Below are 22104 nucleotides of genomic sequence, written 5' to 3' on the forward strand. Positions count from 1 at the left end.
AACATGACCATCCGCATCCCGCGCCGCGCGGCGCTGATGCTGCCGCTCGCCACGCCCGCGCTGGCGCAACCGAACTGGCCCGACCGGCCGATCAACATGATCGTCCCCTTCCCGCCCGGCGGCACGCCCGATATCGGCGCACGGCTGGTGGCGCCGAAGATGAGCGAGGCATTGGGCCAGGCCGTCACGGTTGAAAACCGCGGCGGCGCGGGGGCCACCATCGGCACGCGCGCCGTAGTCCAGGCGCGGCCCGATGGGCACACGGTGCTGATGGGCTCCATCTCCTTCCTCACCTCGCCACTCACCATGCGGCCCATGCCCTATGATCCGGTGGCGGATCTGCGAGTCATCAGCCTGATCTCCACCTCGCCCTACATCCTCGTGGTGCGGGCGGATGCGCCGCCGCGCGACATCGCGGGCTTCCATGCCTGGACGCGGGCGGAAGGGGCGCGGCTGAACTACGGCTCGGCCGGCATGGGCACGCCGCTGCATCTGGGGGCGGAGCTCTACAAGATGATGATGGGCGTGCAGCTGACGCATGTGCCCTATCGCGGCAGCGGCCCCGCGCTGACGGCCCTGCTGGCGGGCGAGGTGAACATGGTGTTCGCCGATGTGCCCGGAGCGGCCGCGCATATCCGCGCCGGCACGGTGCGGGCACTCGCCGCGATGACCGAGGCGCGCATCAGCCAATTCCCGGATGTGCCGACCATGGCGGAGAGCGACCGGCGCCTCGCGGGATATGACGTCTATACCTGGGCCATGCTGGCCGCCCCCAAGGCGACGCCCGATGGCCCGGTCAACCGCCTGCACGAGGCCGCCATCCGCGCCGCCCGCGCCGAGGATGTGGCACGCCGCTTCGGTGAGTTGGGCTTCGACTATGTGGGCAGCACGCCCGCCGCCGGCGATGCCCGCCTGCTGCGCGAGCGCGACAAATGGCGCGAGGTGATCGAGCGCGGGAATATCCGCGCCGAGGGGTGAGCCGCGCAGCTTCGCCTTGACATGGCGGCCCCCGCGGCGTGACGCTTCGCGAAATTCCCCGGGAGGGAGCCCATGCGAAGCCACCCACGCCGCATCCTGGCCGTTCTGATCCCGCTTGCCCTGGCCACACCGGCCTGGGCCGCCTTCCCCGAACGCCCGCCGCGCATCGTCAGCGGCTTCGCGGCCGGCGGCGGCTCGGACACGCTCTCCCGCCTGGTCGCCGAGGCCATCTCGCCGCTGCTCGGCCAGCGCGTGGCGGTGGAGAACCGCACCGGCGTGAACGGCGCGATCGGCGCGGAGCTCGTCGCGCGCAGCGCGCCCGATGGCTACACCGCCTTCCAATGCCCGATGAGCACGCTCTCCATCACGCCACAGCTGCAAGGCGCCAATCTCCCGCTCGATCCGGGGGCGGAGCTGCTGCCCGTCTCCAATGTGGCGCTCTCCTCCTACGCACTGGTGGTGGCCGCCGGCAGCCGCTTCCAGAGCGTCGCGCAGATCCTGGAGGAGGCGCGGCGCCGCCCGGGCGAGATCACCTTCGCCAGCCCCGGCCCCGGCTCGGCCCAGCACCTCGCGGGGGAACTGATGAAGCGGCTCGGCCAGGTGAACATGCAGCACATCCCCTATCGCGGGGCGGCGCCGGCGGCGGTGGACATCATCGGCGGCCGCGTGGATTTCATGATCACCAATATCGGCGATGTGGCGGGCCAGGTGCGCGACGGAACGATGCGCTTCGTGGCGCAAGGCGACCCGACGCGCGTCACCGGCTACGAGAACCTGCCCCGCATTGCCGCGACGCTGCCCGGCTTCGAGGTGACAGGCTGGTTCGGCCTTTGCCTGCCGCGCGGCACGCCCGCCGATGTGATCGCCCGCTGGGATGGCGCGGTGCGCGCCGCCATGGCCGACCCCGCCTTGCCGCGCCGCCTCGTCGCGGCCGGCTTCACGCCGCTCTACGAACCGCCCGAGGCCTTCGCCAATCGCCTCGCGGCCGACCGCGCCAAGTGGCGCGAGGTGATCCGCGCCGCCGATGTCCGCGCGCAATGAGACCGGAGAACACGCCATGCTGACCGTCACCCCGCTCAAGCCCACATTCGGCGCCCGCATCGAGGGCGCGGATCTCCGCCGCCCGCTGACGGACGAAGAATTCGCCGTGATGGACGCGGCCATCGCCCGCTACGGCGTGCTGGTCATCCCCGGCCAGGACATTGATGACGACCAGCAGATGGAATTCGCCGCGCGCTTCGGCCCCATCGAGCAGACGCGGGCCACGGTGGATGTGGACAAGCAGCGCCTCAAGCATTTCGCGATGAACGACATCTCGAACCTGGACGAGAAAGGCGAGATCCTGGCAGCGGATGACCGGCGGCGCTTCTTCTCGCTCGGCAACCGGCTCTGGCATTCGGACAGCAGCTTCAAGGCCACGCCCGCCAAGCATTCCCTGCTGCACGCCCGCAGCATCCCGCCCGAGGGCGGCGAGACCGAATTCGCCGACACGCGCGGCGCCTGGGAGGCGCTGCCCGCCGCCATGCAGGCGTGCGTGCGGGACATGATCTGCGACCATTCGCTGATCTATTCCCGCGCCATGCTGGGCTTCGCCGAATGGACCGAGGCCGAGCGCCGGCAATTCGCGCCCGTCCCGCAACGCCTGGTGCGCCGACACGCGGAATCCGGCCGCACGGCGCTGTTCCTCTCCTCCCATATCGGCCGGATCCACGGCATGCCGACGCCGGAGGCGCTGATGCTGATCCGTGACCTGCTGGAGCACGCGACACAGCCGCGCTTCGTCTATTCCCACCGCTGGGCGGTGGGGGACCTCGTCATGTGGGACAATCGCTGCACGCTGCATCGCGGCCGCGCCTATGACGACCAGCGCTACAAGCGGGACATGCGCCGCGTCACCCTCTCCGACGTGGCGCCGACGCTGGAGCAGCAGGCGGCCTAGCCCAGGCCCTCAGATCGGCCCCGGCACCCGCGCCTCAGCCAGCGCGGCCGCCTGGCGCTGCGCCAGCTTCTCCTCGCTGTAGTCGGCGATGAGCTCGTTGAACATGCGGTGCCAGTTGCGCTGCGCCTTGAGGCGGAAGAAGACGCTGCCGAGGCCGATCGCCGCACGGTCCATCAGCGGGAATTCGCGCGGGATCTTCACACCGCCGGTGCGCTTCAGCCCCTCATGCACCGCCTGCGCGACCTTGCGGCCATGCGTCGGGTCATCGGATTGCTGGATGAAGCGGACCTTATCCTCCAGCAGCGGCTCGTAGAGGAAATCCGCCCAGGATTTCAGCACCAGCATCGTCTCGCGCGAGAGATTGCGGAAACCCCAGGATTCGAAGGCGTGGTGCGCCTTGTCGTCATCGCCGTCGCGCACCGCCTCGTAGAGGGTGATGACGCCGGTGATGAAGCTCGGCGGGAAGATCCGCACCACGCCGAAATCGAGCAGGCTGATGCCGCCCACCTCGTCATGCACGCCCGGCTGGCGCACCTGGTAATTGCCCAGATGCGGGTCGCCATGAATCACACCATAGCGATAGACCGGTTTGTACCAGGCCTGGAACAGCGCCTCGGCATAGAGGTTGCGCTCCTCCAGCGAGGGCTCCTCGTCCAGCCGCTTCAGGATGGAGCCGCCCTTCAGCCAGGTCATCGTCAGCAGGCGGCGGGTGGTCAGGTGGTCGATCGGCGTGGGCACATGCACGCGCGGTTCATCGGCCAGGATCAGGCTGTAGAGGCGCTGGTGCGCGGCCTCGCGTGTGTAGTCGAGCTCCTCGCGCAGCCGCTCGGCGATCTCGGCATAGGCGTCCTCATTGTCGAGCGCGCTGTCCATCTTGCGATAGAGCTGCATGCCGAGCTTGAGCTGCTTGAGATCCGCCTCCACCACGGAATTCATGTCCGGGTATTGCAGCTTGCAGGCGACCTCGGTGCCGTCCTTCAGCTTCGCGCGATGCACCTGGCCGAGCGAGGCGGCGGCCGCGGCCTCACGCCCGAATTCCGCGAAGTTGGATTGCCAATTGGCGCCCAGCTCCGTGCCCATGCGACGGTTCACGAAGGCCCAGCCCATGGGCGGCGCGTTGGATTGCAGCGTCGCCAATTCGCGCGCGTATTCCTCGGGCAGCGCATCCGGAATGGTGGCGAGGAACTGCGCCACCTTCATCATCGGCCCCTTCAGCCCGCCCAGGATCGCCTTCAGGTCACCCGCATGGGCATCCTTGTTGGTCTTGATGCCGAGGAAGCGCTCACCCGCCACGCGGGCCGCGATGCCGGTGACGGCGCCCGAGGTGCGCGCCATGCGCCGCACCTCGCCGAAGAAGGAGGAGCTTTCGCGGTCGCTCAAGAGGTCTGCTCCAGTTCATCGATGAAGCCGGAAATCACGTCCAGCCCGCGCTTCCAGAAATCCGGGCGCGAGGCGTCGAGGCCGAAGGGCGCCAGCAATTCCTTGTGCCGCAGCGTCCCGCCGGCCTTCAGCATCGCCATGTACTTGCCCTCGAAGTCCGGAACGCTGCCGTCGCGATACACGCCGTAGAGCGCGTTCACCAGGCAATCCCCGAAGGCATAGGCGTAGACGTAGAAGGGCGAGTGCACGAAGTGCGGGATATAGGCCCAGTAGCAGGCGTAATCCGGCGTGAAGTCGAAGATCGGCCCCAGGCTTTCCGTCTGCACCTGCATCCAGATCTCGCCGATGCGCTCGGCCGAGAGCTCGCCATGGCGGCGCTCGTCGTGCACGAGCGTCTCGAACCGGTAGAAGGCGATCTGCCGCACCACCGTGTTCAGCATGTCCTCCACCTTCCCGGCCAGCAGCAGGCGCCGCTTGGCGGGGTCCGTCTCGGCATCCAGCAGGGCGCGGAAGGTCAGCATCTCGCCGAAGACGCTGGCGGTCTCGGCGAGCGTCAGCGGCGTGCTGGACATCAGGTAGCCCTGCTCGGCGGCGAGGCGCTGGTGGACCCCATGGCCCAGCTCATGCGCCAGCGTCATCACGTCCCGCGCCTTGCCGTGGTAGTTCAGCAGCAGGTAGGGGTGCGCGCTCGGCACCGTCGGGTGGGCGAAGGCGCCGCCCGACTTGCCGGGGCGGAGTGCGGCATCGATCCAGGGCTTGTCGAAGAAGGGCGCCGCCAGCTTCTCCATTTCCGGGCTGAAGCCGGCATAGGCGGCGCGCACCTGCTGCACGGCCTGGGGCCACGGGATGGTGCTGTCCGCATCGCGCGGCAATGGCGCGTTGCGGTCCCAATGCATCAGCTTCTCGAGGCCGAGCCACTTGGCCTTCATGCTGTAGTAGCGGTGCGAAAGTCGGGGAAAACTCTCGCGCACGGCGGTCACCAGCGCGTCCACCACCTCGTCCTCGACCATGTTGGCGCGGTTGCGGGAGGAGCCGGGGCGGGGGTGGTTGCGCCACTTGTCCATCACCTCCTTGTCCTTCACCAGCGTGTTGGTGATGAGGGAGAAGAGGCGGATGCGGCTGCCAAACGCCTCGGAGACACCCTTGGCCGCCGCCGCGCGCACATCCCGGTCACTGTCGGAGAGCTTGTTCAGCGCGGCGCTGACCGAGAGCTCTTCGCCGCTCACCGTCACTGTCATGTTCGCCATGGTCTCGTCGAAGAGGCGGTTCCAGGCGGCGCGGCCCGTCACCTCCTTCTCGTGCAGCAGGCGCTCCATCTCGTCCGAGAGCTGGTGCGGCAGCCAGACGCGCAGGTCGCGCAGCCAGGGGCGGAAGCGGGCCAGGGCGGGGCTCGCCTTCAGCTTCTCCTCCAGCGTCGCTTCTGCGATGTGGTTCAGTTCCAGCGTGAAGAAGACGAGGTGGGAGGAGATGCCCGTCACCCGCTCCTGCATGGTCTGGTAGAAGCGGCCATTCTCGGCATTCTGCGCATCGCCCGCGAAGAGCAGCTGCGCGAAGCTCATCACCCGGCCCAGAACCTCCTCGATCGCCTCGTATTCCCGCAGCGCCGCGGCCAGGGCATCGCCCGAAAGCCCGGCGAGCTTGCCGGACAGCCGCTCCTGGAAGGCGCGGGCCTGTTCCTCGGTGCGGGCGAGGTCGGCCGAAAGGGCGGCATCCTCCGGCCCCTTGTAGAGATCGGAGAGATCCCACGAAGGCAGGGAGGCATCGCCGCCGGCGGCGGGGCCAGAGGCATCGAGGGGGGAGCGCAACATTTCAGGGGCGCGGCCTGGGATCATTCGCATCCTTCTCATATATGCGGGTGAGCGCCGCGTCCAAGCGGCCCCACGTCCAAGTTCCGGGATCCATTGCATGCCGCACACCGTCGAACAGGCGACGAGCCTGCCCGGCCTGATCTTCACCCTGGCCGTCGAGGCGCCGGACCGGCCCATGCTGGGCTATTGGCGGGAGGGGGCCTGGCACAGCATGAGCCGCGGCGAATTCTGCCAGAAGGTCGCTGACCTGGCCGCCGGGCTGCGCGCCCAGGGCATCATGCCCGGGGACCGCGTTCTGCTGGTGAGCGAGAATCGCCCGGAATTCATGATCGCGGACAACGCCATCATGGCCATCGGCGCGGTGACCGTGCCCACCTACGTGACCAACACGGTGGCCGACCACGCCCATGTCCTCCGCGACAGCGGGGCGCGGGCCGCCATCGTCTCCACCCATGCGCTGGCGGAGCGGGTGCTGGCCGCGGCCCCCCTGGACCTGCTGGTGGGCATGGAAGAGCTGCCCCCCGCGCCGGCCGAGACGCGGGCCCTCAGCTGGGCCGAGATGACGGCCACGCCCGGCGACCTCGCCATGCTGATCGCGGAGGTGGAGCACATCCCGGCCGGGCGGCTGGCCTGCCTGATCTACACCTCTGGCACCGGCGGCAACCCCAAGGGCGTGATGCTGCCGCACCGCGCCATGCTGACCAATTGCGCCGGCGCCAAGGGCCTGATCGACCGGATCGGCGTCAGGCACGGGCGCTACCTCTCCTTCCTGCCGCTCTCGCACAGCTATGAGCACACGGTGGGCGGCTTCCTCATGCCGGCCTGTGGCTACCAGGTGATCTTCTCGCGCGGCGCGGACAAGCTCCTGGCCGATTTCGCCGAGCACCGGCCGCACCTCATCACCACCGTCCCGCGCCTTTTCGAGGTGATCCGCGAGCGCATCATGGGCGCGCTCGAAAAGGAGGGCGGGCTGCGGCTCAAGCTGTTCCGGCGCGCCATCGCGCTCGGCCTGCGCAAGCTGGACGGCCCGCCGCTCGGCCTGTTCGAGCGCGTGCAGGACGCCCTGCTGGACCGGCTGGTGCGGCAGAAGGTCCGCGCGCGCTTCGGCGGCGCGCTGGAGGCGCTGGTCTCGGGCGGCGCGCGGCTCGACCCGGAGCTGTCCGGCTTCTTCATGGCGCTCGGCGTCACCATCATCCAGGGCTACGGGCAGAGCGAGGCCGGGCCCGTCATCAGCGTGAACCTGCCCTGGGACAATGACCGCCGCAGCGTGGGCAAGCCGCTGCCAGGGGTGGAGGTACGCCTCGCCGAGGATGGCGAGCTGCTGGTCAAGGGCGGCCTCGTCATGGACGGCTACTGGAACAACCCCGACGCCACCGCCCAGGCGCTGCGCGTCCCGGAGGGCGAGAGCGAGCCCTGGCTGCACACGGGCGACGTGGCGGAGCTGCGCGACGGCCGCATCCACATCACCGACCGCAAGCGCGACTTCATCAAGCTGAAGGGCGGCGACATGGTCGCCCCCTCCAAGATCGAGGCGATGCTGGCGGGCGAGGCCGAGGTGGCGCAGGCCGTGGTGGCGGGCGAGGGAATGGCGGGTGTCGTGGCCCTCATCGTCCCCGCCGAGGGCCAGGCGGAGCGCGTGGGCGAAGCGGTGAAGCGCGTGAATGCGCGCCTCTCCAACATCGAGCGCATCCGCCGCGTGCAGACCCTGCCCGAGGCCTTCACGGTGGAGAACGGGCTGCTGACGCCGACCATGAAGATCAAGCGGCGGCAGGTGCTGGAACGCTACGGCGCGGAGGTGGCGGCACTGGGGTAGCGCTTGCCCCGGCGCGAATCCGGCCGCTAGCCTCACCGCGGCCATGGGCGCCGGAGGGCTGGGATGAAGCGATCGGGATGGCTGCTGGTGGCGGCCCTGCTCCTGCCCATGGCGGGTTTCGCCCAGGGTGGTTCCACGCTCCGCGTCCTCCTCCCGCCCGAGGGCACCGCCGGCCTGGAGGCGGGCGCCGATGTGCAGGTGCTGGGCCTGAAGGCCGGCACCGTCCAGCGCATCAGCTTCGCGCCCGGCCGCCGCCTCGTCGCCGAGATCCTCCTGACCGAGCCGGGCGCGCGCGACTTCATCCGCCGGGATTCGCCCATCACCATCCGCAGCCGCATGGGCGGGGTGGGCGCGGGCTTTCTCTTCATCGGCCGGGGCGAGGGCGCCGCGCTGGACTGGAGCGCCGCCACCCTGGAAGCCACCACCGAGCCCTCGCAGCTCCAGGTGCTGGAACAGCTGCGTGACCGTGCCTTGCCGGTGCTGGAGGATCTGGGCCGCGTCTCCCGCTTCGCCGTGCGCTTCGTGGACGGGGTGGAGCGCGGCGAGGGTTCGCTCGGCCGCCTCATGGCCGATGACCAATTCGCCCGCAGCGCCGAGGCCGCGGCGCAGGAGTTGACCAGCCTGCTGCGCGGCGGCGCGCAGCTCGTCCAGCGCTTCGACGGGCTCGCCGCCCAGGCCGAGCGGCTGATGGCGGAGAGCGGCCCCAACGCCACCCTGCCCGCCCTGATGCGCCGCGTGGACCAGGCGCTGGCCAATCTCCAGCAGGCGACGCGCGACGTCTCCCGCGCCACGCAGCGCCTGCCGCAGACGGTCCGCAACGTCGAGGAAAGCACCGGCAACGTCCCCGGCCTGCTGCTCCAGACGCAGCAGACGACGCGCGAGCTGGAACTGCTGCTGACCCAGCTGCGCGGCATGTGGCTCCTGGGCGGCGGTGGCCCGCCCCCGCCCGAACCGCGCCGGCCGGCCGCCGAAAGGCTGCGCCCGTGAACCGCAAGCTGTGGCTGGCCTTGCCGCTGCTGGCGGCCTGCGGCGGTACGCCGCCCCCCGCCCCCCCACCGCCCGACGAGACGCTGGGCCGCGCCGCCCGCGCCGGGCGCCTCGCCCTCGAACTCGACCGCCCGGCCGAGGCCGCGCGGCTCTATGGCATGGCGCTCAACCGCGCGCGGGAGCGGGACGACACCGCCGCCATCGGCGATGCGGGCATCGGCCTTGCGGCCGCCCAGCTCGCCCGCCCGAACCCGGCCGCCGCGCTGGCCACGGCGCGGGAGGTGCAGGCCGAGCTGCTGCGCCGCAACGCGCCCATCCCCGATGCGCTGCGCCTGGTGGAGGCGCTGGCCCTGTATCGCGGCGGCGACCTGGCCGGCGCGGAAGGGGTCGCGGCCGGGATCGGCACGGAGGATGCGGATGTCGCTCTCCGAGGCTGGTTCCTGCGCGGGCTGATCGCGGCGGCGCGGAATGACCCGGCGGCGCTGGCCCAGGCGCGCGCCGCGCTCGGCACGCCCGAGCGCCGCGCCTTCCGCGCCGATGCGGAGGAACTGGCCGCCGCCGCCGCGCTGGCCGGGGGCGACCTGGCCGAAGCCCGGCGCCTCGCGACCGAGGCCGCCCGGCTGCGGCGCGAGGGGCTGGATTATCGCGGCCTCGCCCGCGCGCTGGCGCTGGAGGCCGAGGCCGCGCGCCGCCAGGGCGAGATCCCGGTCGCGGCGGACCTGCTGCTGCGCGCCGGCCGCAGCGCCGCCGCCCGCCAGGAATTCCCGGAGGCGCGGCGCTGGCTGCAGCAATCCGAGGCCCTGGCCCAGCAGGCCCGCGCGCCGGAGATCGCCAATGCCGCGCGGCGCGCGCTGCGCGACCTGGCGGAGCGGGAGCGGGACGCGGGGGCCTGAGCTACCGGAAGGGTTGCGTCAGCAGCGGCAGCACATGCTGCTCGCGCTCGGCGCGATAGCCCCGTATGCCCAGCACCAGCTCTCCCGCCCAACTGCCGCGCCAACTGCCGAAAAGCCGGTCCCACACGGAGAGGCAGAATCCGTAATGGCTGTTCGTCTCCTCCTCGCGCTCCGAGTGATGGATGCGGTGCAGGCTGGGCGTCACGATCACCCAGCCCAGCGCGGCATCCAGCCGGGGCGGGATGCGGATGGCGGCATGCTCGAAGAGGCTCGCCGCGTTCAGGATGATCTCGAAGGCCACCACGCCCTCCGGTGGCGCGCCCAGCGCGATGGCGGCCGCGATCTTCACCCACATGGAGAGCCAGATCTCGATGGGATGGAAACGCAGCCCGGTGCTGGCATCCATCTCCGGGTCGGCGTGATGGACGCGGTGCAGCCGCCAGAGCCAGGGCACCACATGGAAGATCCGGTGCTGCCAGTAGATCAGCAGGTCGAGCAGCACGACCGTGAGCGGAATCGCCAGCCAGGCGGGCGCCTCGAGCCAGTTGAGCAGGCCCACGCCCCGCGACTGCGCCCAGAGCGCGGCGCCGACAGCCGCCAGCGGCATCAGGAAGCGCACCGTGACCGCGCCCAGCGCCACCAGCCCGAAATTCGGCAGCCAGCGCCGCCAGCCCAGGGGGCGCGGCACCTGCCAGGGGATCAGCCGCTCGGCTGCCAACAGCAGGGCCAGCACGCCGAGGAAGGCGCCGAGGCGGAGGGTGGCTTCACTCATGGCCCTGGATATGGGGCCTCAGGCGGCCTCCGCCAGTTGCGTCCAGTTCGGGTTCACCAGCGGCGAGGCCCCGCCCAGCCTCTGCCGCGCCTCCAGGTATTCACGGTGCAGCCGCGCCACGAGATCCGCCGCGGGCACCACCTCATGGATGCCCGAGACGCTCTGCCCCGCGCCCCAGATGTCCTTCCACTTCTTGTTGCGGCCCTGGGCGAAGCTCATCGCCGACTTGTCGGAGGTCTCGAGATTGTCCGGGTCGAGCCCCGCATTCCGCACCGAGGGCTTCAGGTAGTTGCCATGCACGCCGGTGATGAGGTTGGTGTAGACGATGTCGTCCGCACCCGCTTCCACCAGCATGTGCTTGTATTCATCCACCGCGCGCGCCTCCTCGGTGGCGATGAAGGCGGAGCCCATATAGGCGAAGTCGGCGCCCATCGCCTCGGCCGCCAGGATGCTGCGGCCATGCGCGATGCTGCCCGAAAGCGCGATCGGCCCGTCGAACCAGGCGCGCGTCTCCTGCATCAGGGCGAAAGGGCTTTGCGCGCCGGCATGGCCGCCCGCGCCGGCCGCCACCAGCACCAGGCCATCGGCGCCCTTCTCGATCGCCTTGTGGGCGAAGGTCTGGTTGATCACGTCATGGATCACATGGCCGCCATAGGAGTGGATCGCGTCATTCACCTCGGGCCGCGCGCCGAGCGAGGTGATGACCAGCGGCACCTTGTGCTTCACGACGAGCTTCAGGTCCTCCTCCAGCCGGTCGTTGGAGCGATGGACGATGAGGTTCATCGCATAGGGCGCGGAAGGCCGGTCGGGGTGGGCGCGGTCATGCTCGGCGAGGCGCCCGCTGATCTCGTAGAGCCAGTCATCCAGCTGCTCCAGCGGCCGCGCGTTCAACGTGGGCATGGAACCGATGACGCCCGACGTGCATTGCGCGACGACGAGGTCGGGCACCGAGATGATGAAGAGCGGCGAGCCGATGAGCGGCAGGCGCAGCCGGCCCTGAAGCTTCTGGCGCAGATCCATGATGGGGCGTTCCTTTCCTGTCGCGCGAGGCTAGAGCAGGAATGGGCGGGGTGGAATTGCACCCCTTCACAGGTCCCGATTTTGCGCCAACTGTAACGAGCTCAGGGGGATTTCGAACCGCATGGCCCAGCCCAAGCCCGTCCTCATCGCCGGCGCGGGGCCGGTCGGCCTCGTCGCCGCCGCCTCGCTCGTCCGCGCCGGCATCCCGGTGCTGGTGCTGGAAGCCGGCCCCGGCATCTCGGAGGAGATGCGCGCCTCCACCTTCCATGCCCCCACGCTCGACATGCTGGACGATCTGGGCGCGGCGAAGGATATGATCCGCCAGGGCATCATCGGGCCGCGCGTGCAGTATCGCCGGCGGGACCAGAGCGTGATCGCGGAATTCGATTTCGGCCTGCTGGCCGATGTGACGCGCCACCCCTATCGGCTGCAATGCGAGCAGTTCAAGCTGACGCGCATCCTGCACGGCATGCTGCGGGAGAACCCGCTCTACCAGGTGCGCTTCCACAGCGCCGTGGCCGCCGTGCGGGACGAGGGCGACCATGTGAGCGCCGAGCTGGAGGACGGCACGCGCCTGACCGGCAGCTGGATCATCGGCGCCGATGGCGCGCGCAGCGCCGTCCGCAAATCCGCCGCCATCGCCTTCAACGGCTTCACCTGGCCCGAGCGCTTCCTGGTCCTCTCCACCGAATTCGACTTCGCCAGCATCATCCCGGGCCTGGCCGACGTCTCCTACTACGCCGACCCGGAGGAGTGGTTCTTCCTGCTGCGCGTCCCCGGCGTGTGGCGCGCCATGTTCCCGGTGAAAGCTGAGGTCTCCGACGAGGAGGTGATGACGCCGGAATTCGCCCGCGCCCGCTTCGCTCGCGTGGTGGCGGGGCATGGCGACTACCCGATCAAGCACACCACGCTCTACCGCGTGCACCAGCGCGTAGCCGAGACCTTCCGCAAGGGGCGCATCCTGCTGGCGGGCGATGCCGCGCATATCAACAACCCGCTGGGCGGCATGGGGCTGAATGGCGGCGTGCATGACGCGGTGAACCTGGTCGAGAAACTCGTCCAGGTGATGCGGGGCGAGGCGGAGGAGGCCCTGCTCGACCGCTACGACCGGCAGCGGCGCGGCATCACCGAGGAGGTGGTGCAGCGCACGACGATCCAGAACAAGAAGAACCTGGAAGCCGCCACCCCAGAGGACCAGGCCGATTTCCAGGCCCGCATGGCCGAAGCCGCGGGCGATCCGGCGAAGGCCCACGCGCACCTGCTCGGCATGTCCATGATCAACAGCCTCCGCCGCGCGGCCGAGATCGCCTGAGGCTCAGCCGGCCCGGCCACGGACGCGGTGGACGGCGTTGTTCAGGTAGCCGCGCGGATTCCAGCGCGGCGCCAGCGGCTGGGCGTTGCCCGCCCTGTCCGTCGCGCGCGCCATGACCTCCATCTCGTCCCGGCCGGGCAGGTCCAGGACGGCGCGGAAGCGGCGCCAGGCCCAGCGGCCCTCGCCCGGCTCCAGTGTCGCCGGTCGCCAGGACGCCCCTCGATCGCCCGAGACCTCGACGCGCTCCACCGGGATCGCCCCGCTCCAGGCGAAGCCCGCGACCGGGACCGGGCCGCTGGCGCGGAAATCCGCGGCGGGCTCGGTGATCAGGCATTTCACGGGCATGTCGGTGATGACGTCGAAGATCGCGGGGTCCGGCGTTTCACCCGGCCGCACGGGATGGCGCGGCATCCGGTAGTCGAGGCCGGTCATCTTCGCGCCGTCATGCTCGCGATCCAGCACCAGGATGCGCCGCAGCCATTTCTGCCAGGCCGCCCCCGGGAAGCCCGGCGCCACCACGCGCAGCGGGAAGCCATGCAGCGGATCGAGCGGCGCGCCATTCATGCCGAAGGCCAGCAGGGTCTCGGGTGCCAGCGCCTTGGCGATGGGCAAGCCGCGCGAAAGCGCCGGCTGGCCCGGCGCGCCCAGCGCGTGGTCGGGGCTTTCATGGCCGACATAGACGGCATCGGCCGCGACGCCCGCCGCCGCCAGCACATCGGCCAGCCGCACGCCCGTCCAGCGCGCACAGCCCACGGCGCCATGGCCCCAGGCGAGCCCGGGGACGGGCGGCGCGAAGCCACTGCGGCCATTGCCCGCGCATTCCAGCACCGCCGTCACCTCGACCTCGGGGAAGCGGGCGCGCAAATCGCCAAGCCGCAGCGCCAGCGGCCGCGCGACGCGGCCGGTCACCTCCAGCACCCAATCCTCTGCGGCCTCGGGCGGCACCAACGGGAGGGAGCCGTTGTTGCGCACGAAGAAAAGCGCGGCGGGTGTCACGGGATCGCGCAGCAGATGCGGCGGGGTTTCCTGGTTGAGCGCCGGATCGGCCAGGCTGGTCAGGCCGGGCTTGGGGGTTCCGCGCGATTCCTGTCTCGACATGCTCGGCTCCCTGATCGAGTGATGAACCAGCCCGGCGCCTCCGCGTTGCGCGGCCTAACCCCAGATGCGCCCCAGCACCGGCAGGCCCTGCCGATGATGCCACAGCGCAAGGGAGGCGTGTGCGGCCGCAAGCACAATCAGGCTCCAGGCCGCGATCTGGTGGGTGGGGCGGAGCCAGGCATAGAGCGCAGGATCGGGGTCCAGCAGATGCGGCACCGGGATCACCAGGAACAGCGTGGTCGGCACCGGCCCCGCCGCCGCCTGGGCCGTCAGGTATCCCAGCAGCGGCACCACCAGCAGCAGCGCATAAAGCACCCCCTGCCCCCAGCGCGCCGCGCGCTGCCGCCCGGGCGAAAGCCCCGTGAGGACCGGCGCCGGCCGCGCCAGCCGGAAGCCGAGCCGTGCCAGCGTCACGATGAGCACCAGCAGGCCGAAGGTCTTGTGCAGCTGATAGGCCAGGAACTTCGCCAGCAGCTGCGACATGGGCAGCGCCACCATGGCCAGCGAGAGCGCCAGCGTCAGCACCACCAGCACCGCCCCCCAGGCGTGCAGACGCCGCTGCGGGCGGGACCAGCGTTCGGGCGTGCCGCTCACACCGCGATCCGCACATCCACGCTGAGCCGGATCGCGTCCGAGATCAGCGTGCGGTCCGCCACCATGCCGAATTCGCCCCGGCGCATCTCGCCCTCCGCCTGGAAGCGCGCGACGCCGCCCTCGCGCTCGATCAGGCGCGCGGTCATGCGGAAGGGGCGGGTGATGCCACGCACGGCCAATTGCCCGGCGATGGGAAAGCCCCCCGCCTCGGTCAGGCCATTGGCCTCGCCGGCGAAGCGCGCGGTGGGGTGGCGGGCCACGTCGAAATAGGCCTCGGAGCGGAGCAGGTCGGTCGCGCCGGGAAAGGGGATGCTGACCTCCCCCGTCTCGACCACGCATTCCACCGAGGCGTTCTGCGGGTTATCCGGATTGATCAGCAGGGTCGCCTGGAAACGGTCGAATTGCCCCTGCGAGGTAAACAGACCGAGATGGCGCGCGGAAAAGCCGATGCGGCCAACGCTCTGGTCGAACACATAGCGCGTGCGGGTCTGACCCTGCGCCGGCAGGGCGGGCAGGGCAGCAAGGGCCAGCAGGGCGCGGCGACGAATCACGTCCCTTATGTGGGGCGATGATGCTTCAGCGGAAGAGCCCAGGCCGGCCAGCGGCCCAAGGGGCAAAGGACCCGGGCCGACGTGCGGCCCAAGGGGGAAACGACCCGGGCCGGGGTGCGGCCCGGGCGTCTTGGTTCAGCGGCGCAGGCCGAGGCGGGCGATCAGGGCGTCGTAGCGCGCCTTGTCCTTGCGCTTCACATAGTCCAGCAGGCCACGGCGCTGGCCGACCATCACGAGGAGGCCGCGGCGCGAATGGAAATCCTTCGCGTGGGTCTTCAGGTGCTCGGTCAGGTTGGAGATCCGCTCGGAGAGGATGGCCACCTGCACTTCGGGGCTGCCGGTATCGCCGGGCTTGGTCGCGTATTCGAGAATGAGCGCCGCGCGGCGCTCAGCGGTGATCGACATCGGAGGATCCCTTCAAGGTTGGAGAAAAGAACCGGCTCTGGGCGGAAAGCCCCGGCTCAACCGGGCGCCATCAACCGTTCGGGCCGCATCATCCCCTCTTCGAGACGACACAGGCCCACAAACCGCTCCGCTGCCATCGCGCGGACCAGGCCCCCATCGGGGCTGGCCTCGGACGGAACCCGGCCCATCAGCTCGACCAGGCTGATGGCCTGGCCGAAATTGAGGCGGGCGGCCTCGGCTTCCGAGACGGCCAGTGCCGGGATGTCGGCCAGCGCGGTCGTCAGGGGGAGCAGAAGGTCCAGTGAAGGGGGCGGGGTATCGCCTGTTACGGCGATCTTGTCCAGGGGCACGGCATGCGCCTCGGTGAAGGGGCCGACCCGCAGGCGGCGCAGGGCCGCGATATGGCCGACCGTGCCGACGGCACGCGCGAGGTCCCGCGCCAGCGAGCGCATATAGACCCCCTTGCCCGACTGCACCTCGAAGATGGCGCTGTCGGCATTCGGGCGGGCGATGAGTTCGAAGCGGTCCACCCGGGCAGGGCGGGCCTCGAGCTGCACGGCCTGGCCATCGCGCGCCAGGTCATAGGCGCGCTCGCCATTCACCTTGATGGCGGAATAGACGGGCGGGACCTGCATGATGTCGCCGGTGAAGGCAGGCAGGGCGGCGCGGATCTGCTCGTCGCTCGGGCGGGCGTCGCTGGTCTCGGTCACCGCGCCGTCGGAGTCATCGCTGTCGCGCGCTTCGCCGAAGGCGAGGGTAAAGTGATAGACCTTCGTGCCGTCCATCACATAGGGCACGGTCTTGGTGGCGTGGCCGAAGGCGATGGGCAGCAGGCCGGTGGCCAGCGGGTCGAGCGTGCCGCCATGGCCGGCCTTCTGCGCGTCATAGGCGCGCTTGACGCGGTTCACGACATCCGTGCTGCCGATGCCCGTGGGCTTGTCGATGATGAGCCAGCCATCAATGGGCCGGCCCTTGGGTTTTCTGTGGTGGCGGGGCATCAAATCCTGCGTGCGAAGCGAGGCTGCGTTCTAGGCGGTTTCGGGCGGGCCGGAAGGCCGATGGGCGCAATCCTGATGCGCCCCGCTCACTCCCCCTTGTCGTCCTTCTCGGCCACGAGATCCTGCGCCACCTGGGGTTGGCGCAGCAGCTGGTCGATCTTCATGGCGTAATCCAGCGCGCTGTCCGGCTGGAAATGCAGGTCGGGCGCGAATTTCAGCCGGACATTCTTCGCCACCTGGCCGCGCAGGAAGGCATGGGCGCGCTTGAGGGCGGCGAATTGCTCGGGCGGCACATCCTTGCCAAGGCCGCTGATGAAGGCGGTCATATGGCGCAGGTCGGGGCTGGCGCGCACTTCCGTCACGGTGATGCGGGCATTGGCCAGGTCCGGGTCGCGGAAATCGCCGCGTTCGAAGATGGCGGCGAGGGCATGCCGCACCTCCTCCGCCACGCGAAGCTGGCGCTGGCTGGGCGCGCCGGGATTGTCAGTGTGGCGCTTGGCCATCTCTCAATTCTCTCGAAATGCAAAGGGCGCGGCGGGCTGCCCCGCCGCGCCCCCTATCAGAAACACGGAAACTCAGGCCGCCGCGACGGTCTCGGTTTCGAAGCACTCAATCTGATCACCCACGCGGATGTCGTCGTAGTTCTTGAAGCCCATGCCGCATTCGTAGCCGTTGGTGACTTCCTTCACGTCGTCCTTGAAGCGGCGCAGCGTGCTGAGCTCGCCCTCGTGGATGACGATGCCGTCGCGCAGGAGGCGCACGCCGCAGCCGCGCTTCACCACGCCCTCGGTCACGCGGCAGCCGGCCACATTGCCCAGGCGCTTGACCTCGAAGACCTGCAGGATCTGCGCGTAGCCGATGAAGCTCTCGCGCTGGACGGGGGCGAGGCGCGACTTGAAGATCGCCTCGATGTCGTCCGACACCTGGTAGATGATCGAGTAGTAGCGGATATCCACGCCGTCGCGCTGCGCCATCTCGCGCGCCTGGCTGGTGGCGCGGACGTTGAAGGCGACGACCACGGCGTTGGACGCCTTGGCGAGCTGGATGTCGCTCTCGGTGATCTGGCCGACCGCCGAGTGCAGCACGCGCACGCGCACCTCCTCGTTGCCGAGCTTGCCGAGCGTGACGTTGATCGCCTCGGCCGAGCCCTGCACGTCCGCCTTCACGACGACGGCCACTTCCTTCTGCTCGCCCGCCTGGATGCGCGCCAGCATGTCGTTCAGCGTGCCACGGCCCGCGCCGAGGGCGGCGGCCGCCTTCTCACGCGCACGGCGCTGGCGGAATTCGCTGACTTCGCGCGCCTGGCCTTCATTCTCGACCGCGACGAAGTTCTCGCCCGCGGACGGCACGCCAGACAGGCCTAGCACCTCGACCGGCACGGAGGGCCCGGCCGCCTTGAGGGGCTTACCCAGGCTGTCCACCAGGGCGCGAACGCGGCCCCATTCGGCGCCGGCGACGACGATGTCGCCCTGCTTCAGCGTGCCCTTCTGCACCAGCACCGTGGCGACAGGGCCACGGCCGCGGTCGAGCTTGCTCTCGATCACGGTGCCCTCGCCCGGGCGGTCCGGGTTGGCGCGCAGGTCGAGGATCTCGGCCTGCAGCAGGATGGCTTCCAGCAGCTTGTCGAGGTTCGTGCCCTTGGTGGCCGAGACCTGGATCTCCTGCGTCTCGCCACCCAGGCTTTCCACCACGATCTCGTGCTGCAGCAGCTCGTTGCGCACGCGGTCGAGGTTGATGCCCGGCTTGTCGATCTTGTTCACGGCCACGATGATCGGCACATCCGCCGCGCGGGCATGCTTGATGGCCTCGATCGTCTGCGGCATCACGCCGTCATCCGCGGCCACCACCAGCACCACCATGTCGGTGACGCCCGCGCCGCGCGCGCGCATCGCCGTGAAGGCCTCGTGGCCCGGCGTGTCGATGAAGGTGACGATGCCCGACGCCGTCTGCACCTGATAGGCGCCGATATGCTGGGTGATGCCACCCGCCTCGCGCGCTGCCACATCGGTCTTGCGCAACGCGTCGAGCAGCGACGTCTTGCCGTGGTCCACATGGCCCATGATGGTCACGACGGGCGGGCGCGGCAGCAGCGCCTCTTCCTCGTCCACCGTGCCTTCCAGCGCCAGCTCCACGTCATCCTCGGCGACGCGCTTCACGCGGTGGCCGAATTCCTGCGCGACCAGTTCGGCCGTGTCGGCGTCGATGCTCTGGGTCAGCGTCGCCATGACGCCCATGCGGAACAGCGCCTTCACCACCTCGCCACCACGGGCGGCCATGCGGTTGGCGAGTTCCTGCACGGTGATCGTCTCGGGGATCACCACGTCACGCACGACGCGCTCCTGGCCGGCGCGCAGGCGCTGCAGCTCGGCCTGGCGGCGCTCGCGCTCACGGGCGCGGCGGACCGACGCCATCGAGCGGCTGCGCTCATCCTCGCCATCCATGGCGGCGGCGACGTCGATGCGGCCTTCGCGGCGGCCAGCGGCGAGCGGCGCCTTCTTCACCGGCGCGGGGGCCGGGCGCTTCACGCCACCAGGGGCGGCGCCACCGGGGCGGCGCGCGGGACCGCGGCGGTCATCATCCTCATCCGCGCGGGCGCGCGGGTTGAGGGAGAGCTTGGCCGAGGGGCTGGAGGGCGGCGGGTTGCTCGGCCGCAGGGCCGGGCCCTGCACGGCGCGGGCGGCGAGCGGCGTCACGCGCGGCGCGGCAGGGCGCGGCGGCTCGGCCGGGGCGTCCTGCCGCGCGGCGGGAGCCGCGACCGGGGCAGGCGGCGCCTCGCTGGGCGCCGGGGCGGATTCGGCGGCACGGGCGGCTTCGCGCGCGGCGGCCTCGGCGGCTTCGCGCTGGCGGGCCTCCTCCTCGGCGCGGCGGGCGGCTTCCTCGGCCGCGCTGCGGACCATCAGGGCCTGCTGCTCGCGCTGCTCACGCTCGCGGGCGGCCTCGACGCGGCGCTGCTCCTCCAGCACGCGCTGGCGGATGGCCAGCTCGGCCGCGGTCAGCGGACGGCCCGAAGGGCCGGTGGCGGGGCGCGGCGCGGCCGGGCGCGCGGGGGCGCTGGCGGGCGCGGCGGGAGCCGGGCTGGGAGCGGCGGGCGCGGCGCTGGCCGGCGCGGGTGCCTGGGGCGTGCGGGGCGCGCCGGGGCGCACCGGGGCGGTCGGCGCGCGGAGCGTCGTTCCCGTGCTGCCCGGGCCCGGGGCGCGCTTCTTCACGACCTCGACCTGGACGACCTTGCTGCGGCCATGGCTGAAGCTCTGGCGGACGCTCCCCGCATCCACCGTCTTGCCCATCTCGAGCCGGCCTGCCGGGCGGAGGCTCAATCGGCTCTTGGCCGCATCCTGTTCGTTCTGGTCGCTCATTCGTCGTTCCGAACTCAATCCTTCACCCTCGAACCGCCGCGAAGCCGGCCAAGCGTGCCGCCTCCGCCTGCAGCGAGGAAACCATCCGACCGGGGGAGATCGCCACGTGAACCGCGCGCTCCCTCCCAAAAACTCCACCCAACTCCGCGGCCGTAAGCGGTGTCAGGACCGGAAAACCCAGCCCATCGGCACGCCCGCCGACCAACCGACTCCGTTCGGCGGGGCTGCCATCCGAGGCCTGGATGAGCAACGCCACCTTGTCATGACGGAGCCAGTCCAGGACCGCTTCCCGCCCGGCCACCGCCTCGCCACTGCGCCGCGCAAATCCCAGGAAATCCAGGACCCGCTGGCGCAAACCAGAGACGACCAGGGCGTGAAGATCGCCAGGAACCCCGACGGACCCCCGGGCGGCCTTGGCAAAGGCGCCCTGCTTCAGCGCTTTGCGCAACACATCATCCTGCGCGACCAACCATAGGCCCCTGCCCGGCAAACGTCCACCCGGATCGGGCACCACCTCACGCATGGGGCCGATGACGAAACGCAGCATCTGCTCCTTCGGCAGGGTCTGCCGGGTGACGATACAGCGCCGCAACGGCCCCCGCTCGCGGGCGATGGCATCGTCCGGCAGGGCGTCCGGGTCAGGCGCGGCCTGGAGGGCGGGGTCAGCCGGCGGCAGCTTCGCCGTTCCCTTCCTCATCGAACCAATGGGCGCGCGCGGCCATGATGACGGCATTCGCCGTCTCCTCGTCCATGGTCTCGGCGCCGAAGATCTCGACCAGCTCGTCGCCCGCCAAGTCCGCCAGGTCGTCCAGCGTCTTCACGCCGGCCTCGCCCAGCTGCACCAGCATGGCGGGGGTGAAGGTGCCGATCTCGGCGATCGCGTCCTCCACGCCCAGCTCCACGCGGCGGGTCTCGAACTCGGCATCCTTGGCTTCCAGGAAGGCGAGGCCGCGGCGCTTCAGCTCGGCCGCGATGGCCTCGTCGAAGCCTTCGATGCCGGCCAGCTCCTCGTCATCCACCTCGATGATCTCCTCGATGGTGGAATAGCCCTCGGTCACCAGCAGGCCGGCGATCACGTCATCCACGTCCAGCGCCTCGACGAAGAGGCTGCTGCGCTTGCGGAAGTCTTCCTGGCGGCGCTCGCTCTCGCCGGCCTCGGTCATGATGTCGATGTCGTAGCGCGTGAGCTGCGAGGCGAGGCGCACATTCTGCCCGCGGCGGCCGATGGCGAGCGAGAGCTGCTCGTCCGGCACCACGACCTCGACGCGCTTGCTCTCATCGTCCAGCAGCACCTTGGCCACCTCGGCCGGCGCCATCGCGTTCACGATGAAGGTCGCGATGTCCGGGCTCCAGGGGATGATGTCGATCTTCTCGCCCTGGAGTTCGGCCACCACCGCCTGCACGCGGCTGCCGCGCATGCCGACGCAGGCGCCGACGGGGTCGATGCTGGAATCGCGGCTGATCACGGCCATCTTGGCGCGACTGCCGGGGTCGCGCGCCACGGCCTTGATCTCGATGATGCCGTCATAGATCTCAGGCACTTCCTGGGCGAAGAGCTTGGCGAGGAAGCCCGGATGGGTGCGGCTGAGGAAGATCTGCGGGCCGCGCGGCTCCTCGCGCACGTCATAGATGTAGGCACGCACGCGGTCGCCATTCTTGAAGGCCTCGCGCGGGATGGTCTCGTCGCGGCGCAGCAGCGCCTCGGCCTTGCCGAGCTCGACCATGAGGTTGCCGTATTCGGTGCGCTTGACCGTGCCGTTGATGATCTCGCCCACGCGGTCCTTATACTCGTCGTACTGCTTCTTGCGCTCCACCTCGCGCACGCGCTGCACGATCACCTGCTTGGCGGTCTGCGCCGCGATGCGGCCGAAATCGATCGGCGGCAGCGGGTCCACGATGAACTCGCCCACGGTGATGCCGGGCTTCACCTTGACGGCGATACGCAGCGGGATCTGCGTGTCCTCGTTCTCGACCGGTTCCTGCTCCACCACCTCGGTCCAGCGCGAGAGGCGGACCTCGCCGGTCTTGCGGTCGATGGTGGCGCGGATGTCCTTCTCCAAGCCGTATTTCTGCTTGCCCGCCTTGCCCATGGCGAGCTCCATGGCCTCGAGAACCTCTTCCTTCTCGATCATCTTCTCGCGGGCGACGGCTTCGGCCACCTGCAGGAATTCCGGGCGGGGGATCGCAACATCCATGGCCATGG

General features: G+C 70.4%; 19 protein-coding genes and 2 pseudogenes. 7 read left to right on the plus strand and 14 right to left on the minus strand.

From position 1 onward, the window contains the following. Nucleotides 1-3 precede the first annotated feature (3 nt). The 3 genes from R9Z33_RS24025 (at nucleotide 4) to R9Z33_RS24035 (ending at nucleotide 2917) form a co-directional block, all read left to right on the plus strand. Nucleotides 4-978 carry a Bug family tripartite tricarboxylate transporter substrate binding protein gene (locus tag R9Z33_RS24025; RefSeq protein ID WP_318649110.1) on the plus strand — a complete coding sequence of 325 codons (975 nt, stop codon included), beginning with the start codon at nucleotides 4-6 and terminating at the stop codon, nucleotides 976-978. A 72-nt stretch (nucleotides 979-1050) separates the two neighbouring features. Then, nucleotides 1051-2019 (plus strand): Bug family tripartite tricarboxylate transporter substrate binding protein, encoded by a 969-nt coding sequence (locus tag R9Z33_RS24030; RefSeq protein ID WP_318649111.1) that lies wholly within the window; start codon nucleotides 1051-1053, stop codon nucleotides 2017-2019. Nucleotides 2020-2035: 16 nt separating this feature from the next. Beyond that, the gene (locus tag R9Z33_RS24035; RefSeq protein WP_318649112.1) at nucleotides 2036-2917 is read left to right on the plus strand and encodes a TauD/TfdA dioxygenase family protein; all 882 of its coding nucleotides are present in this window, start codon (nucleotides 2036-2038) and stop codon (nucleotides 2915-2917) included. Nucleotides 2918-2926: 9 nt separating this feature from the next. On the opposite strand, the gene R9Z33_RS24040 is transcribed toward R9Z33_RS24035, so the two are convergent. Next, nucleotides 2927-4297, minus strand: coding sequence for an ABC1 kinase family protein (locus R9Z33_RS24040; RefSeq protein WP_318649113.1), 1371 nt, complete (start codon nucleotides 4295-4297; stop codon nucleotides 2927-2929). Next, the gene (locus tag R9Z33_RS24045; protein WP_318649114.1) at nucleotides 4294-6105 is read right to left on the minus strand and encodes a M3 family oligoendopeptidase; all 1812 of its coding nucleotides are present in this window, start codon (nucleotides 6103-6105) and stop codon (nucleotides 4294-4296) included. Before R9Z33_RS24045 ends, R9Z33_RS24040 begins: the two co-directional genes overlap by 4 nt. 97 nt (nucleotides 6106-6202) lie before the next feature. Between R9Z33_RS24045 and R9Z33_RS24050 the strand changes: the two genes are divergently transcribed. From R9Z33_RS24050 to R9Z33_RS24060, 3 genes are all read left to right on the plus strand, one after another. Continuing rightward, nucleotides 6203-7918 carry an AMP-dependent synthetase/ligase gene (locus R9Z33_RS24050; RefSeq protein WP_318649115.1) on the plus strand — a complete coding sequence of 572 codons (1716 nt, stop codon included), beginning with the start codon at nucleotides 6203-6205 and terminating at the stop codon, nucleotides 7916-7918. A 63-nt stretch (nucleotides 7919-7981) separates the two neighbouring features. Further along, complete coding sequence (locus R9Z33_RS24055; RefSeq protein WP_318649116.1) at nucleotides 7982-8905, plus strand: MlaD family protein; 924 nt, start codon at nucleotides 7982-7984, stop codon at nucleotides 8903-8905. Then, nucleotides 8902-9798, plus strand: coding sequence for a hypothetical protein (locus tag R9Z33_RS24060; RefSeq protein WP_318649117.1), 897 nt, complete (start codon nucleotides 8902-8904; stop codon nucleotides 9796-9798). Before R9Z33_RS24055 ends, R9Z33_RS24060 begins: the two co-directional genes overlap by 4 nt. A 1-nt stretch (nucleotide 9799) precedes the next feature. Here R9Z33_RS24060 and R9Z33_RS24065 read toward each other — a convergent pair whose 3' ends face one another. Both R9Z33_RS24065 and R9Z33_RS24070 read right to left on the minus strand, forming a co-directional pair. Beyond that, nucleotides 9800-10570 (minus strand): sterol desaturase family protein, encoded by a 771-nt coding sequence (locus R9Z33_RS24065; RefSeq protein WP_318649118.1) that lies wholly within the window; start codon nucleotides 10568-10570, stop codon nucleotides 9800-9802. A gap of 18 nt (nucleotides 10571-10588) precedes the next feature. Further along, a complete protein-coding gene (locus R9Z33_RS24070) occupies nucleotides 10589-11590 on the minus strand; it encodes an NAD(P)H-dependent flavin oxidoreductase (RefSeq protein ID WP_318649119.1) in 1002 nt (333 codons plus the stop codon). Nucleotides 11591-11711: 121 nt separating this feature from the next. Here R9Z33_RS24070 and R9Z33_RS24075 point away from each other — a divergent pair, with 121 nt between their 5' ends. After that, nucleotides 11712-12902: an FAD-dependent oxidoreductase gene (locus R9Z33_RS24075; RefSeq protein ID WP_318649120.1), complete on the plus strand. Its 1191-nt coding sequence runs from the start codon at nucleotides 11712-11714 to the stop codon at nucleotides 12900-12902. 3 nt (nucleotides 12903-12905) lie between these two features. Here R9Z33_RS24075 and R9Z33_RS24080 read toward each other — a convergent pair whose 3' ends face one another. The 10 genes and pseudogenes from R9Z33_RS24080 to nusA form a co-directional block, all read right to left on the minus strand. Next, on the minus strand, nucleotides 12906-14000 hold the full coding sequence (locus R9Z33_RS24080; RefSeq protein ID WP_318649121.1) for a sulfite oxidase: 1095 nt from the start codon (nucleotides 13998-14000) through the stop codon (nucleotides 12906-12908). Between the two features lie 54 nt (nucleotides 14001-14054). Further along, entirely contained in the window at nucleotides 14055-14594 is a 540-nt protein-coding gene (locus R9Z33_RS24085) for a cytochrome b (RefSeq protein WP_318649122.1), read from the minus strand. Then, nucleotides 14591-15145: a YceI family protein gene (locus R9Z33_RS24090; RefSeq protein ID WP_318649123.1), complete on the minus strand. Its 555-nt coding sequence runs from the start codon at nucleotides 15143-15145 to the stop codon at nucleotides 14591-14593. The genes R9Z33_RS24085 and R9Z33_RS24090 overlap by 4 nt, the downstream gene beginning before the upstream one ends. A gap of 135 nt (nucleotides 15146-15280) precedes the next feature. Then, nucleotides 15281-15550 (minus strand): 30S ribosomal protein S15, encoded by a 270-nt coding sequence (gene rpsO, locus R9Z33_RS24095; RefSeq protein WP_318649124.1) that lies wholly within the window; start codon nucleotides 15548-15550, stop codon nucleotides 15281-15283. Between the two features lie 56 nt (nucleotides 15551-15606). Further along, nucleotides 15607-16548, minus strand: coding sequence for a tRNA pseudouridine(55) synthase TruB (gene truB / locus R9Z33_RS24100; protein ID WP_318649125.1), 942 nt, complete (start codon nucleotides 16546-16548; stop codon nucleotides 15607-15609). An 86-nt stretch (nucleotides 16549-16634) separates the two neighbouring features. After that, nucleotides 16635-17051: a 30S ribosome-binding factor RbfA gene (gene rbfA, locus R9Z33_RS24105; RefSeq protein WP_318649126.1), complete on the minus strand. Its 417-nt coding sequence runs from the start codon at nucleotides 17049-17051 to the stop codon at nucleotides 16635-16637. A 72-nt stretch (nucleotides 17052-17123) separates the two neighbouring features. Then, nucleotides 17124-19622: pseudogene (infB, locus tag R9Z33_RS24110) on the minus strand (translation initiation factor IF-2); the annotation flags it as partial. Between the two features lie 111 nt (nucleotides 19623-19733). Continuing rightward, nucleotides 19734-19901, minus strand: a pseudogene (locus tag R9Z33_RS24825) (translation initiation factor IF-2 associated domain-containing protein); the annotation flags it as partial. Between the two features lie 22 nt (nucleotides 19902-19923). Next, complete coding sequence (locus R9Z33_RS24115) at nucleotides 19924-20598, minus strand: RNA-binding protein (protein WP_318649128.1); 675 nt, start codon at nucleotides 20596-20598, stop codon at nucleotides 19924-19926. Then, entirely contained in the window at nucleotides 20564-22096 is a 1533-nt protein-coding gene (gene nusA, locus R9Z33_RS24120; protein ID WP_404830695.1) for a transcription termination factor NusA, read from the minus strand. Before nusA ends, R9Z33_RS24115 begins: the two co-directional genes overlap by 35 nt. Between the last annotated feature and the right edge of the window lie 8 nt (nucleotides 22097-22104).

Origin of the sequence: Sediminicoccus rosea (genome assembly GCF_033547095.1) — a bacterium.
Classification (GTDB): domain Bacteria; phylum Pseudomonadota; class Alphaproteobacteria; order Acetobacterales; family Acetobacteraceae; genus Roseococcus; species Roseococcus rosea.